At 56.2% G+C, this 14,621-nt stretch carries 7 protein-coding genes, 2 tRNA genes and 2 rRNA genes; 5 read left to right on the top strand and 6 right to left on the bottom strand.

Annotation, left to right across the window (positions count from 1 at the left end; translation table 11 throughout):
- Nucleotides 1-10 precede the first annotated feature (10 nt).
- The 6 genes from VY732_RS03490 to VY732_RS03465 form a co-directional block, all read right to left on the bottom strand.
- A 23S ribosomal RNA gene (locus tag VY732_RS03490) occupies nucleotides 11-2,904 on the bottom strand.
- Between the two features lie 246 nt (nucleotides 2,905-3,150).
- Nucleotides 3,151-3,226, bottom strand: a tRNA-Ala gene (locus tag VY732_RS03485).
- A 30-nt stretch (nucleotides 3,227-3,256) separates the two neighbouring features.
- A tRNA-Ile gene (locus VY732_RS03480) sits at nucleotides 3,257-3,333 on the bottom strand.
- 162 nt (nucleotides 3,334-3,495) lie between these two features.
- Nucleotides 3,496-5,032 (bottom strand): 16S ribosomal RNA (locus tag VY732_RS03475).
- The 16S and 23S rRNA genes sit together here with 2 tRNA genes alongside, the layout of an rRNA operon.
- Nucleotides 5,033-5,608: 576 nt before the next feature.
- Entirely contained in the window at nucleotides 5,609-7,102 is a 1,494-nt protein-coding gene (locus tag VY732_RS03470) for a CoA-acylating methylmalonate-semialdehyde dehydrogenase (RefSeq protein ID WP_077570889.1), read from the bottom strand.
- Between the two features lie 76 nt (nucleotides 7,103-7,178).
- A complete protein-coding gene (locus VY732_RS03465) occupies nucleotides 7,179-8,528 on the bottom strand; it encodes an aspartate aminotransferase family protein (RefSeq protein WP_116033320.1) in 1,350 nt (449 codons plus the stop codon).
- A 138-nt stretch (nucleotides 8,529-8,666) separates the two neighbouring features.
- Between VY732_RS03465 and VY732_RS03460 the strand changes: the two genes are divergently transcribed.
- The 5 genes from VY732_RS03460 (at nucleotide 8,667) to VY732_RS03440 (ending at nucleotide 14,609) form a co-directional block, all read left to right on the top strand.
- Complete coding sequence (locus tag VY732_RS03460) at nucleotides 8,667-9,587, top strand: LysR family transcriptional regulator (RefSeq protein WP_064387741.1); 921 nt, start codon at nucleotides 8,667-8,669, stop codon at nucleotides 9,585-9,587.
- A 131-nt stretch (nucleotides 9,588-9,718) separates the two neighbouring features.
- Nucleotides 9,719-11,107: a uracil-xanthine permease family protein gene (locus VY732_RS03455; RefSeq protein ID WP_331694267.1), complete on the top strand. Its 1,389-nt coding sequence runs from the start codon at nucleotides 9,719-9,721 to the stop codon at nucleotides 11,105-11,107.
- Nucleotides 11,108-11,195: 88 nt separating this feature from the next.
- Nucleotides 11,196-11,846: a TetR/AcrR family transcriptional regulator gene (locus tag VY732_RS03450; protein ID WP_077570884.1), complete on the top strand. Its 651-nt coding sequence runs from the start codon at nucleotides 11,196-11,198 to the stop codon at nucleotides 11,844-11,846.
- Nucleotides 11,847-11,853: 7 nt separating this feature from the next.
- Entirely contained in the window at nucleotides 11,854-12,435 is a 582-nt protein-coding gene (locus tag VY732_RS03445) for an IMPACT family protein (protein WP_077570882.1), read from the top strand.
- Between the two features lie 626 nt (nucleotides 12,436-13,061).
- Entirely contained in the window at nucleotides 13,062-14,609 is a 1,548-nt protein-coding gene (locus VY732_RS03440) for an ABC transporter ATP-binding protein (RefSeq protein ID WP_331694265.1), read from the top strand.
- Nucleotides 14,610-14,621 lie beyond the last annotated feature (12 nt).

Here is a 14,621-nt window from a genome sequence, read left to right as displayed (position 1 = left end):
TGGGTGTTATATGGTCAAGCCTCACGGGCAATTAGTATTGGTTAGCTCAACGCCTCACAGCGCTTACACACCCAACCTATCAACGTCGTAGTCTTCGACGGCCCTTCAGGGAACTCAAGGTTCCAGTGAGATCTCATCTTGAGGCAAGTTTCCCGCTTAGATGCTTTCAGCGGTTATCTTTCCCGAACATAGCTACCCGGCAATGCCACTGGCGTGACAACCGGAACACCAGAGGTTCGTCCACTCCGGTCCTCTCGTACTAGGAGCAGCCCCTCTCAAATCTCAAACGTCCACGGCAGATAGGGACCGAACTGTCTCACGACGTTCTAAACCCAGCTCGCGTACCACTTTAAATGGCGAACAGCCATACCCTTGGGACCGGCTTCAGCCCCAGGATGTGATGAGCCGACATCGAGGTGCCAAACACCGCCGTCGATATGAACTCTTGGGCGGTATCAGCCTGTTATCCCCGGAGTACCTTTTATCCGTTGAGCGATGGCCCTTCCATACAGAACCACCGGATCACTAAGACCTACTTTCGTACCTGCTCGACGTGTCTGTCTCGCAGTCAAGCGCGCTTTTGCCTTTATACTCTACGACCGATTTCCGACCGGTCTGAGCGCACCTTCGTACTCCTCCGTTACTCTTTAGGAGGAGACCGCCCCAGTCAAACTACCCACCATACACTGTCCTCGATCCGGATAACGGACCTGAGTTAGAACCTCAAAGTTGCCAGGGTGGTATTTCAAGGATGGCTCCACGCGAACTGGCGTCCACGCTTCAAAGCCTCCCACCTATCCTACACAAGCAAATTCAAAGTCCAGTGCAAAGCTATAGTAAAGGTTCACGGGGTCTTTCCGTCTAGCCGCGGATACACTGCATCTTCACAGCGATTTCAATTTCACTGAGTCTCGGGTGGAGACAGCGCCGCCATCGTTACGCCATTCGTGCAGGTCGGAACTTACCCGACAAGGAATTTCGCTACCTTAGGACCGTTATAGTTACGGCCGCCGTTTACCGGGGCTTCGATCAAGAGCTTCGCGTTAGCTAACCCCATCAATTAACCTTCCGGCACCGGGCAGGCGTCACACCCTATACGTCCACTTTCGTGTTTGCAGAGTGCTGTGTTTTTAATAAACAGTCGCAGCGGCCTGGTATCTTCGACCGGCATGAGCTTACGGAGCAAGTCCTTCACCCTCACCGGCGCACCTTCTCCCGAAGTTACGGTGCCATTTTGCCTAGTTCCTTCACCCGAGTTCTCTCAAGCGCCTTGGTATTCTCTACCCAACCACCTGTGTCGGTTTGGGGTACGGTTCCTGGTTACCTGAAGCTTAGAAGCTTTTCTTGGAAGCATGGCATCAACCACTTCGTGTTCTAAAAGAACACTCGTCATCAGCTCTCGGCCTTAAGATCCCGGATTTACCTAAGATCTCAGCCTACCACCTTAAACTTGGACAACCAACGCCAAGCTGGCCTAGCCTTCTCCGTCCCTCCATCGCAATAACCAGAAGTACAGGAATATTAACCTGTTTTCCATCGACTACGCTTTTCAGCCTCGCCTTAGGGACCGACTAACCCTGCGTCGATTAACGTTGCGCAGGAAACCTTGGTCTTTCGGCGTGGGTGTTTTTCACACCCATTGTCGTTACTCATGTCAGCATTCGCACTTCTGATACCTCCAGCAAGCTTCTCAACTCACCTTCACAGGCTTACAGAACGCTCCTCTACCGCATCATCAGAAGATGATACCCGTAGCTTCGGTGTATGGTTTGAGCCCCGTTACATCTTCCGCGCAGGCCGACTCGACTAGTGAGCTATTACGCTTTCTTTAAAGGGTGGCTGCTTCTAAGCCAACCTCCTAGCTGTCTAAGCCTTCCCACATCGTTTCCCACTTAACCATAACTTTGGGACCTTAGCTGACGGTCTGGGTTGTTTCCCTTTTCACGACGGACGTTAGCACCCGCCGTGTGTCTCCCATGCTCGGCACTTGTAGGTATTCGGAGTTTGCATCGGTTTGGTAAGTCGGGATGACCCCCTAGCCGAAACAGTGCTCTACCCCCTACAGTGATACATGAGGCGCTACCTAAATAGCTTTCGAGGAGAACCAGCTATCTCCGAGCTTGATTAGCCTTTCACTCCGATCCACAGGTCATCCGCTAACTTTTCAACGGTAGTCGGTTCGGTCCTCCAGTTAGTGTTACCCAACCTTCAACCTGCCCATGGATAGATCGCCCGGTTTCGGGTCTATTCCCAGCGACTAGACGCCCTATTAAGACTCGCTTTCGCTACGCCTCCCCTATTCGGTTAAGCTCGCCACTGAAAATAAGTCGCTGACCCATTATACAAAAGGTACGCAGTCACAGAACAAAGTCTGCTCCCACTGCTTGTACGCATACGGTTTCAGGATCTATTTCACTCCCCTCTCCGGGGTTCTTTTCGCCTTTCCCTCACGGTACTAGTTCACTATCGGTCAGTCAGTAGTATTTAGCCTTGGAGGATGGTCCCCCCATATTCAGACAAAGTTTCTCGTGCTCCGTCCTACTCGATTTCATGACTAAGAGATTTTCGCGTACAGGGCTATCACCCACTATGGCCGCACTTTCCAGAGCGTTCCGCTAATCTCAAAGCCACTTAAGGGCTAGTCCCCGTTCGCTCGCCACTACTAAGGGAATCTCGGTTGATTTCTTTTCCTCAGGGTACTTAGATGTTTCAGTTCCCCTGGTTCGCCTCTTGCACCTATGTATTCAGTACAAGATAACCATCTTATGATGGCTGGGTTCCCCCATTCAGACATCTCCGGATCAAAGTCTGTTTGCCGACTCCCCGAAGCTTTTCGCAGGCTACCACGTCTTTCATCGCCTCTGACTGCCAAGGCATCCACCGTATGCGCTTCTTCACTTGACCATATAACCCCAAGCAATCTGGTTATACTGTGAAGACGACATTCGCCGAAAATTCGAATTTCTCAATTAAGAGAACTCACAAATTTTACCTTAGCCTGATCCGTTACCAGTGAAAGTAACGTTCAGTCTATCTTTCTATCACATACCCAAATTTTTAAAGAACGAACTAGTCAAAGACTAGAAATCAACATTCACCATCACAACAATGGAATGCTCATTTCTAAGCTTTATACAAGAGAAGCAGTAGTGGTGGAGCCAAGCGGGATCGAACCGCTGACCTCCTGCGTGCAAGGCAGGCGCTCTCCCAGCTGAGCTATGGCCCCGTATTTCTACAGGCGTTTCCCACACAAAATTGGTGGGTCTGGGCAGATTCGAACTGCCGACCTCACCCTTATCAGGGGTGCGCTCTAACCAACTGAGCTACAGACCCAATTTCGAGCTACTAAGGCCGACCTCACCCTGCTCTTAACCACAAAGCATGGGGTACGCTCTAACCAACTCAGCTACAAACCGATACAGGCTGCTTCTTTCGTCTTCTTCAATGAATCAAGCAATTCGTGTGGGAACTTATGGAGCAGCTGATGTCGTCGATTAAGGAGGTGATCCAGCCGCAGGTTCCCCTACGGCTACCTTGTTACGACTTCACCCCAGTCATGAATCACACCGTGGTAACCGTCCTCCCGAAGGTTAGACTAGCTACTTCTGGTGCAACCCACTCCCATGGTGTGACGGGCGGTGTGTACAAGGCCCGGGAACGTATTCACCGTGACATTCTGATTCACGATTACTAGCGATTCCGACTTCACGCAGTCGAGTTGCAGACTGCGATCCGGACTACGATCGGTTTTATGGGATTAGCTCCACCTCGCGGCTTGGCAACCCTTTGTACCGACCATTGTAGCACGTGTGTAGCCCAGGCCGTAAGGGCCATGATGACTTGACGTCATCCCCACCTTCCTCCGGTTTGTCACCGGCAGTCTCCTTAGAGTGCCCACCATTACGTGCTGGTAACTAAGGACAAGGGTTGCGCTCGTTACGGGACTTAACCCAACATCTCACGACACGAGCTGACGACAGCCATGCAGCACCTGTCTCAATGTTCCCGAAGGCACCAATCCATCTCTGGAAAGTTCATTGGATGTCAAGGCCTGGTAAGGTTCTTCGCGTTGCTTCGAATTAAACCACATGCTCCACCGCTTGTGCGGGCCCCCGTCAATTCATTTGAGTTTTAACCTTGCGGCCGTACTCCCCAGGCGGTCAACTTAATGCGTTAGCTGCGCCACTAAGAGCTCAAGGCTCCCAACGGCTAGTTGACATCGTTTACGGCGTGGACTACCAGGGTATCTAATCCTGTTTGCTCCCCACGCTTTCGCACCTCAGTGTCAGTATCAGTCCAGGTGGTCGCCTTCGCCACTGGTGTTCCTTCCTATATCTACGCATTTCACCGCTACACAGGAAATTCCACCACCCTCTACCATACTCTAGCTCGACAGTTTTGAATGCAGTTCCCAGGTTGAGCCCGGGGATTTCACATCCAACTTAACGAACCACCTACGCGCGCTTTACGCCCAGTAATTCCGATTAACGCTTGCACCCTCTGTATTACCGCGGCTGCTGGCACAGAGTTAGCCGGTGCTTATTCTGTCGGTAACGTCAAAATTGCAGAGTATTAATCTACAACCCTTCCTCCCAACTTAAAGTGCTTTACAATCCGAAGACCTTCTTCACACACGCGGCATGGCTGGATCAGGCTTTCGCCCATTGTCCAATATTCCCCACTGCTGCCTCCCGTAGGAGTCTGGACCGTGTCTCAGTTCCAGTGTGACTGATCATCCTCTCAGACCAGTTACGGATCGTCGCCTTGGTGAGCCATTACCTCACCAACTAGCTAATCCGACCTAGGCTCATCTGATAGCGCAAGGCCCGAAGGTCCCCTGCTTTCTCCCGTAGGACGTATGCGGTATTAGCGTTCCTTTCGAAACGTTGTCCCCCACTACCAGGCAGATTCCTAGGCATTACTCACCCGTCCGCCGCTGAATTCAGGAGCAAGCTCCTGTCATCCGCTCGACTTGCATGTGTTAGGCCTGCCGCCAGCGTTCAATCTGAGCCATGATCAAACTCTTCAGTTCAAACATCTTTGGGTTTTTAAGAAACCCTAAACTTGGCTCAGCAATCGTTGGTTACATCTTTGATTTCTCGCGGAGTAACTTGCGATGCTGATAATCTTGTTGACTATCAGTCTGACCCCACAAGCACCCACACGAATTGCTTGATTCAGTTGTTAAAGAGCGGTTGGTTAAGATCTTTCGTCTCAACCGAGGCGCGCATTCTACAGCAGCCTCATTTGCTGTCAAGTGATTATTTTCAGAAGCTTTCGAAGAATTCTTCAGCAACTTCAACCACTTGCGCTTCCGATCTCTCGTCAGCGGGAGGCGAATTCTACAGCGTTACACGCTGCTGTCAACACCTCTTTTTCAACTTCCTTTCGGCTTCGATGAACTGAAGCAACTTGCCGCCGAAACCTACATAACTCATTGAATCTCAAGGAGTTTTCCGTTTCGACTGCGCCGGAAGTGGGGCGAATTATAGACATCTGAAATCTGCCGTCAACACCTATTTTCATAATTCTGTCACATCGGTCAAAAAACCCCGAAAACACGAAGGCCGACCCCAAGGGGTCGGCCTTCGTTGCATCGCCCTTCTACTTACAAGCTAGGGAAGGCGAACTGCGAAGCCTCATGGCTGGCACGCTGCGGCCAGCGCTGAGTGATCGCCTTGCGACGGGTGTAGAAGCGCACACCATCCGGACCATAAGCGTGCAGGTCGCCGAACAGCGAGCGCTTCCAGCCGCCGAAGCTGTGGTAAGCCACCGGTACCGGCAGCGGCACGTTAACGCCAACCATGCCGACTTCGATCTCGTCGCAGAACAGACGCGCGGCTTCACCGTCACGGGTGAAGATGCAGGTGCCGTTGCCGTATTCGTGATCGTTGATCAGTTGCATCGCCTCTTCCAGGCTATTCACGCGAACGATGCACAGGACCGGACCGAAGATCTCTTCTTTATAGATGCGCATTTGCGGGGTGACGTTGTCGAACAGGCAGCCGCCGAGGAAGAAGCCTTCTTCGTGACCGGCCACGCTGAAACCACGACCGTCGACCACCAGGGTCGCGCCCGCTGCCACGCCGTCATCCACGTAACCGCTGACCTTGTCGCGCGCCTGACCGGTTACCAGTGGGCCCATATCCAGACCGCACGAAGTGCCGGCACCGATTTTCAGCGCCTGAATCTGTGGAACCAGTTTGGCCACAAGCGCATCTGCCACTTGATCGCCAACACACACGGCAACCGAGATCGCCATGCAGCGCTCACCGCAGGAACCGTAGGCCGCGCCCATCAGTGCGCTGACCGCATTGTCCAGATCGGCATCCGGCATCAGCACCGCGTGGTTCTTCGCGCCGCCCAGCGCCTGAACGCGTTTGCCGCGCTTGGTGCCTTCGGCGTAAATGTATTCTGCAATCGGCGTCGAACCAACGAAGCTCAGCGCTTTGACTTCCGGCGCTTCGATCAAGGCGTCCACCGCAGTCTTGTCACCGTGCACCACGCTCATCACGCCTTTCGGCAGACCGGCTTCCAGCAGCAGCTGAGCGATCAGCAGAGTGGAGCTCGGATCGCGCTCGGACGGTTTGAGGATGAAGCAGTTGCCGCAGACGATCGCCAACGGGTACATCCACAGCGGCACCATGGCCGGGAAGTTGAACGGGGTGATCCCGGCAACGATGCCCAGCGGCTGAAAGTCCGACCATGCGTCGATGTTCGGGCCGACGTTGCGGCTGTACTCGCCCTTGAGGATTTCTGGCGCTGCGCACGCGAACTCGACGTTCTCGATACCGCGCTTCAATTCACCGGCGGCGTCTTCCAGAGTCTTGCCGTGCTCTTCGCTGATCAATTGCGAGATGCGCGCTTCGTTCTGCTCCAGCAGTTGCTTGAAGCGGAACATCACCTGCGCACGTTTGGCCGGTGGCGTGTTGCGCCAGGCCGGGAACGCAGCCTTGGCGGCATCGATGGCTTTCTGGATGGTTGCCTGGCTGGCCAGTGGCAGCTTGTGGATAGCCTGACCGGTAGACGGGTTGAACACATCTACCGCGCGACCGTTCTCGGTCACCAGTTCGCCGTTGATCAAATGCGGGATAACGCTCATCGAAAACTCCTGAATTCTTGTGCGCAGACGCCCGCAAGAGGCGCCTGCTATTTGCATAGCTATATAGAAGGAAAAATCAGTCGAGCTTGTTCAGCACTTCGCCGACCGCGTCGAACAGACGATCGAGGTCTTGCGGCTTGCTGTTGAAGGTTGGGCCGAACTGCAGGGTGTCGCCGCCGAAGCGCACGTAGAACCCGGCTTTCCACAGGGCCATACCCGCCTCGAACGGACGCACGATGGCGTCGCCGTCACGACCGGCAATCTGGATCGCACCGGCCAGGCCGAAGTTACGGATGTCGATAACGTTCTTCGAGCCTTTCAGGCCATGCAGCGCGTTTTCAAAATGCGGTGCGACTTCAGCGACGCTCTGCACCAGGTTTTCCTTTTGCAGCAGGTCGAGTGCTGCAAGACCTGCGGCGCAAGCTACCGGGTGCGCCGAGTAGGTGTAGCCGTGCGGGAATTCCACGGCGTATTCCGGGGTCGGCTGGTTCATGAAGGTCTGGTAGATCTCGGAGCTGGCAATCACTGCGCCCATCGGGATCGCGCCGTTGGTGACTTGCTTGGCGATGCACATCAGGTCCGGAGTAACGCCAAAGGTGTCGGCACCGAACATGTTGCCGGTACGGCCGAAACCGGTGATCACTTCGTCGAAGACCAGCAGGATGCTGTGCTGATCGCAGATCTCGCGCAGACGCTTCAGATAACCCTGCGGCGGTACCAGTACGCCAGCGGAACCGGCCATAGGTTCTACGAATACGGCGGCAATGTTCGAAGCATCGTGCAGTTCGATCAGCTTCAGCAGCTCATCGGCCAGCGCGATACCGCCCTGCTCCGGCATGCCACGGGAGAAAGCGTTGCTGGCCAGCAGCGTGTGTGGCAGGTGATCGACGTCCATCATCGCCTGACCGAACAGCTTGCGGTTGCCGTTGACGCCGCCAAGGCTGGTGCCGGCGATGTTCACGCCGTGGTAGCCACGGGCACGGCCGATCATTTTGGTTTTGGTCGACTGGCCTTTCAAGCGCCAGTAGGCACGGACCATTTTCACCGCGGTGTCGGCGCACTCGGAACCCGAGTCAGTGAAGAACACGTGATTGAGGTTGCCCGGGGTCAGCTCGGTGATTTTCTCGGCCAACTGGAACGACAACGGGTGGCCGTACTGGAAGCCCGGCGAGTAATCGAGGGTGCCCAACTGTTTCGAGACCGCTTCCTGAATTTCCTTGCGGGTGTGGCCTGCGCCACAAGTCCACAGGCCAGACAGCGAGTCATATACCTTGCGGCCCTTGTCGTCGATCAGCCAGCTGCCTTCGGCGCCAACGATCAAACGCGGGTCGCGCTGGAAGTTGCGGTTGGCGGTGTACGGCATCCAGTGCGCGTCCAGCTTCAGTTGGCTGGCCAGTGGCGACGGCGCGTTTTCAGGCATGTTCATCGGGCAAAACCTCGCAGGGCATAAGCGTCAGGGAGATAAAAAGCGTTGTTGCAGCTAAATTGCCACGGCGATAAAGTCGGTGAAATTCAACTCTTCTAACCTTCAGTTAGAACTTTGCTAAACAATGAGAACAATAAGATGAGCAGCCGCCGCCCCGATCCGCTGGCCCAGGTCAGTGACTTTGATATTCGCCTGCTGCGGATTTTTCGCAGCGTGGTGGAATGCGGCGGCTTCTCGGCAGCGGAAACCGTGCTCGGCATCGGTCGTTCGGCGATCAGCCAACAGATGAGCGACCTGGAGCAGCGCCTCGGTTTGCGTCTGTGCCAGCGTGGTCGCGCCGGGTTTTCGCTGACCGAAGAAGGTCGCGAGGTGTATCAATCGGCGCTGCAACTGTTAAGTGCGCTGGAAAGTTTCCGCACCGAGGTCAACGGTCTGCACCAGCATTTGCGCGGTGAGCTGATCATCGGCCTGACCGACAACCTCGTCACCCTCCCCCACATGCGTATCACCCACGCCCTCGCCCAGTTGAAGGAGCGCGGGCCGGACGTGCAGATCCAGATCCGCATGATTGCGCCGAATGAAGTCGAGCAAGGCGTGCTTGATGGGCGGCTGCATGTTGGCGTGGTGCCGCAGGCCAGTGCACTGTCGGGACTGGAATATCAACCGCTGTACAGCGAGCGTTCGCTGCTTTATTGCGCGGTGGGCCATCCGTTGTTTTACGTCGATGACAAGCAACTGGATGACGAACGCCTGAACAGTCAGGACGCGATTGCGCCGACGTTTCGTTTGCCGGCGGATATTCAGGCGCATTATCAGGCGCTCAATTGCACGGCCAGTGCTTCTGACCGTGAAGGCATGGCGTTTCTGATCCTGACCGGACGTTACATCGGGTATTTGCCGGATCATTACGCCAGTCTTTGGGTGCAGCAAGGTCGGTTGCGTGCGCTGAAATCGCAAACGCGTTTTTATGACTTGAGCCTCGCATCGGTCACGCGCAAGGGGCGGCGCCCTCATTTGGTGCTGGAGAGCTTTTTGGAGAGTCTGGCGGCGACGCGTTGAAGGCAAGATCAAAAGATCGCAGCCTGCGGCAGCTCCTGCATTTGCGGGTTATTTGCCGATAAAGCTGAGCAAGTGGACAGGTTTTTGCAGAGGAAGAATTACTTCGTTCCTTTGATAAGAAGCCTTCAGCCATGCAGCCAGATTCCGCACCGTCCAGCGACCTGATCTACGGCCTCGATGACCGCCCCAAACCACTCGCCGCCACCCTTGCCGCGCTGCAACACGTGCTCGCCAGTTTCGTCGGCATCATCACCCCGCCGCTGGTGATCGGCTCGGCGCTCGGGTTGACCGCCTATTTGCCTTACTTGATCAGCATGGCGTTGATGGTTTCGGGCGTCGGCACCTTTATTCAGGCGCGGCGGCCGTTCGGCATCGGCGCGGGGATGATTTGTCTGCAGGGCACCAGTTTCGCCTTTCTCGGCGCGGTGCTGTCGGCGGGGTTTCTGGTCAAGCAACGTGGCGGCAGCCCGGAAGACATTCTGGCGATGATTTTCGGTGTGTGCTTTTTCGGCGCAATCGTGCAGATCGTTCTCAGCCGCTTCATCGGTCAACTGCGTCGCGTGGTTACGCCGCTAGTGACCGGGATCGTCATCACTCTCATTGGCATCAGCCTGATCAAGGTTGGTATCACCGATCTGGGCGGTGGCTTCAATGCGACGGACTTCGGTGCGCCGGGCAATCTGGCGCTGGGCGTGTTTGTGTTGCTGACGATCATTCTGCTCAACCGCTCGAACACGCCATGGGTGCGCTTGTCGGCAATCATCATCGGTTTGCTGCTGGGCAGTCTGGCCGCGTGGTTCAGTGGGAAACTGCTGCCGCAACCATTGCCTGACTTGCCGCTGGTGAGCTTTCCTACGCCGTTCAAGTTTGGCTTCAGCTTCGACTGGACGGCTTTCCTGCCGGTCGCGCTGATTTATCTGATCAGCACCATCGAAACCGTCGGCGACCTCACCGCCAATTGCATGCTCGCTCGCCAACCGATCAGCGGCCCTTCTTATATAAGCCGCTTGCGCGGTGGCGTACTCGGCGATGGCGTGAGCTGCATGATCGCCGCGACCTTCAGCGCCTTCCCCAACACCACGTTTGCGCAGAACAACGGCGTGATCCAGTTGACCGGCGTCGCCAGCCGTTACGTCGGGCTGTACATCGGCGCGATCCTGTTTTGTCTGGGTATGTTTCCAATGATCGGCGCGGTGCTGCAACAGATTCCGAAACCGGTGCTCGGCGGCGCGACCCTGGTGATGTTCGGCGCGGTGGCCGCTGCCGGCGTGCGCATCCTCGCGCAGTCGCCACTGGATCGACGCAGCATGTTGATCATCGCCACGTCGTTCGGCGTCGGCCTGGGCATTGCCGCACAACCGAACCTGCTGCACCTGCTGCCGAAACTGGTGCAAAACCTGTTTGATTCAGCGATCACCAGCGGCGGCCTGACCGCAATCATCCTTTGCCTGCTGCTGCCGGAGTCGAAAACCGAGGCCGCTGAAGCGCACGCATCGCTGAACAAGATCGAACAGGCATAACGGTTTTATCGCGCAAAGACTTGTCGGATGCCTGTGGGTGCGCTATCAACGCACTTGGTTGCACCCACAGACAAACCCGGAAGTACCTATGACCTTTGAAGTCCCAGCCCATGGCGGCAAACCCGCCAGCCGCATTCGTCAGAAGAACGAAGAGACCATCCTCAAAGCCGCCGAAGACGAGTTCGCCCGTCACGGGTACAAAGGCACCAGCATGAACACCATCGCGCAGAATGCCGGGTTGCCCAAGGCGAACCTGCATTACTACTTCACCAACAAACTCGGTTTGTACGTGGCGGTGCTGAGCAACATCATCGAGCTGTGGGACAGCACCTTCAACACCCTCACCGCCGAGGACGATCCGGCCGAAGCACTGACTCGCTATATTCGCGCCAAGATGGAATTTTCCCGTCGCCAACCACAAGCCTCGCGGATCTTCGCGATGGAAGTGATCAGCGGCGGCGAATGCCTGAGCGAATATTTCAATCAGGATTACCGCGCCTGGTTCACTGGCCGCGCAGCGGTGTTTCAGGCGTGGATCGATGCCGGCAAAATGGACCCGGTGGATCCGGTGCACCTGATCTTCCTGTTGTGGGGCAGCACTCAGCATTACGCGGATTTCGCCACGCAGATCTGTCGCGTCAGCGGTCGCAGCAAGCTGACCAAGCAGGACATGGAAGACGCCGGCAACAACCTGATCCGCATCATTCTCAAAGGCTGCGGCCTCACTCCTTCTCTATAAGACGTTTATGCCTTTCACCCTCAGCGGTTTTTGCGAGTACCGCGAAGAGATTCGCAAAAGCCGCTTTATCACTTTCGCCACGCCGATCGGCAGCCCTGCCGAGGCGCAGGCTTTTTTCGAACAACACAGCGATCTCAACGCCTCGCACAATTGCTGGGCGTGGAAGCTCGGCGATCAATACCGTAGCAATGATGACGGCGAACCGGGCGGCACGGCGGGTCGGCCGATTCTCGCGGCGATTGAAGCGCAGGATTGCGATCAGGTCGCGGTGCTGGTGATTCGTTGGTATGGCGGCATTCAACTTGGCACTGGTGGGTTGGCCCGAGCGTATGGCGGTGGGGCGAACAAATGTTTACAGACGGCGGCGAAGATTGAGTTGATCAGTCGGGTGCCGTTGAGTTGTGCGTGCGGGTTTGCCGAGTTGGCGTTGGTGAAGTTGCGCGTTGCGGACTTGGGTGGATTGGTTGTCGAAGAAAACTTCACGGCAAACGGCGTTGAGTTGAAGTTGGCTGTGGGGGAAGCGCAGATCGAGGTCTTGCAAACGCAACTTGCTGATTTGAGCCGTGGGCGGATTTTGCTTCAACGATAAAAGATCAAAAGATCAAAAGATCGTCCGATCGCGGCCCGAGCGTTCCGCAGCTCCTACACTTGAAATGCGTTCCCCTTTAGGAGCTGCCGAAGGCTGCGATCTTTTGGGGCGATCCCGAATTTCCTTATTCCACAGAGTTGCCCACATCGGCTGTGCACCCGACTGTGGATAACCTGAGTACATTTCGCTGTAACCCTTCTGTCACGTGGCTTTGCGCGGTTTGTTCACTTTTCGTTCAATTCACCCGACGAAACGAAATTTTCAAACAGAAACAGTCAGTTAGCGCGGTTTATCACCATTAGAAGAAAGCACCGCAGTGCTTATGCCCGGGTTTGCAGCTTGCGCACAATAACTGTGGAGCAACCTGTGGATAACCCGTTCATGGCTGGCGCAGTCGCAGGTCCCGCCTAGTCCACAAGGTTTTGCTCGTTTTTTGATCAGTTGCCGACGGGCAAAACTGGCGCCCGTTCAACGGCTTTGCTCTGAATTGGTGCCGCCGTCGCGCGTGATTCGCTCCTGAATGCTCTGCGCCAAGCACCTCCACACGCGGCCCGCCCGTGTTCCTGACTCAATGGCCAGGAAATTGCTTTATCCACAGGTACAACTCCAAGCAAGTCGAGCCTGTCATGCCAATCGCTCCTCCCCTCCCGCGCCTGCAATTGCGCCATATCAGTAAACGCTACCCCGGTTGTCTGGCCAATGACGCCATCGACCTGAGCATCGCACCCGGGGAAATCCATGCCCTGCTCGGTGAAAACGGTGCGGGCAAAAGCACCCTGATGAAGATCATCTACGGCGTTACCCAGGCCGATTCGGGCGAGATGCTCTGGCAAGGTCAGCGGGTCAACATCCGCAATCCGGCACAGGCGCGGCAGTTGGGCATCGGCATGGTGTTCCAGCATTTCTCGCTGTTCGAAACCCTCAGCGTCGCGCAGAACATTGCGCTGGCGATGGGCGCTGCGGCCGGCACACCGAAACAACTGGAACCGAAAATTCGCGAAGTGTCACGCCGTTACGGCATGGCGCTGGAGCCTGAAAGACTTGTCCACAGCCTGTCGATCGGTGAGCGCCAGCGCGTGGAAATCATTCGCTGCCTGATGCAGGACATTCGCCTGTTGATTCTCGACGAACCGACTTCGGTGTTGACGCCGCAGGAGGCCGATGAGTTGTTCATCACCCTGCGTCGCCTCGCTGCCGAAGGCTGCAGCATTCTGTTTATCAGCCACAAACTCGCCGAGGTTCGGGCGTTGTGTCACAGCGCGACAGTTCTGCGCGGTGGTCGAGTGGCCGGGCATTGCCTGCCAGCGGAGTGTTCGGATCAGCAATTGGCGCAGTTGATGGTTGGCGAAGCGGCGGCGTTGATTGGCGACTATCCGAAGGTCAGCGGTGGCGCGGCGTTTTTGCAGGTGAAGGGATTGAGTTGGCACAACCCGGATCCGTTCGGCTGCTCGCTGACGGACATTGATGTGCAAGTGCGCAGCGGTGAAATCGTTGGCATCGCCGGGGTCGCGGGCAACGGTCAGGATGAATTGCTGGCCCTGCTCAGTGGCGAACAAACCTTGCCTCGGGCGCAAGCCGCGACCATTCGATTCGCCGAACAACACGTCGCTGATTTACGCCCGGATGCGCGACGCAAACTGGGCCTGGCTTTCGTCCCCGCCGAACGTCTCGGCCATGGCGCGGTGCCGGAATTGAGTCTGGCCGATAACGCTCTGCTTACCGCGTTCCAACAAGGCTTGGTCAGCCACGGTTTGATCGAACGCGGCAAAGTCGAAGCCCTCGCCCGACAGATCATTCAGCGCTTCGGCGTGAAAACCCCGGACACGCAAACTGCCGCGCGCAGTTTGTCCGGCGGCAATCTGCAGAAATTCATCCTCGGCCGGGAAATCCTTCAGCAACCGAAACTGCTGATCGCCGCGCACCCAACCTGGGGCGTCGACGTTGGTGCTGCCGCGACCATTCACCGCGCGCTGATCGCGCTGCGCGATGCCGGCGCGGCGATTCTGGTGATTTCCGAAGATCTCGACGAACTGTTCCAGATCAGCGATCGCCTCGGCGCGTTGTGTGGCGGGCGTCTGTCGGCGCTGCACAACACCGGCGATACCCAACTCAGCGATGTCGGCGGCTGGATGGCCGGCCAGTTCGACAACCCACCTTCAGCCGCCACGGTTTAACGGAGTTTTCCA

Source organism: Pseudomonas sp. ZY71 (assembly GCF_036542145.1).
GTDB classification, from domain to species: Bacteria; Pseudomonadota; Gammaproteobacteria; order Pseudomonadales; family Pseudomonadaceae; genus Aquipseudomonas; species Aquipseudomonas koreensis_A.
Note: the sequence above shows the minus strand (reverse complement) of the source record. Positions and strands in the feature narration are given on the sequence as shown.

What these genes read in the sequence shown, in the direction of transcription:
- VY732_RS03440 (WP_331694265.1), top strand. Translation starts at nt 13,062, where the DNA reads ATGCCAATCGCTCCTCCCCTCCCGCGCCTGCAATTGCGCCATATCAGT.
- VY732_RS03450 (WP_077570884.1), top strand. Translation starts at nt 11,196, where the DNA reads ATGACCTTTGAAGTCCCAGCCCATGGCGGCAAACCCGCCAGCCGCATT.
- VY732_RS03460 (WP_064387741.1), top strand. Translation starts at nt 8,667, where the DNA reads ATGAGCAGCCGCCGCCCCGATCCGCTGGCCCAGGTCAGTGACTTTGAT.
- VY732_RS03445 (WP_077570882.1), top strand. Translation starts at nt 11,854, where the DNA reads ATGCCTTTCACCCTCAGCGGTTTTTGCGAGTACCGCGAAGAGATTCGC.
- VY732_RS03470 (WP_077570889.1), bottom strand. Translation starts at nt 7,102, where the DNA reads ATGAGCGTTATCCCGCATTTGATCAACGGCGAACTGGTGACCGAGAAC.
- VY732_RS03455 (WP_331694267.1), top strand. Translation starts at nt 9,719, where the DNA reads ATGCAGCCAGATTCCGCACCGTCCAGCGACCTGATCTACGGCCTCGAT.
- VY732_RS03465 (WP_116033320.1), bottom strand. Translation starts at nt 8,528, where the DNA reads ATGAACATGCCTGAAAACGCGCCGTCGCCACTGGCCAGCCAACTGAAG.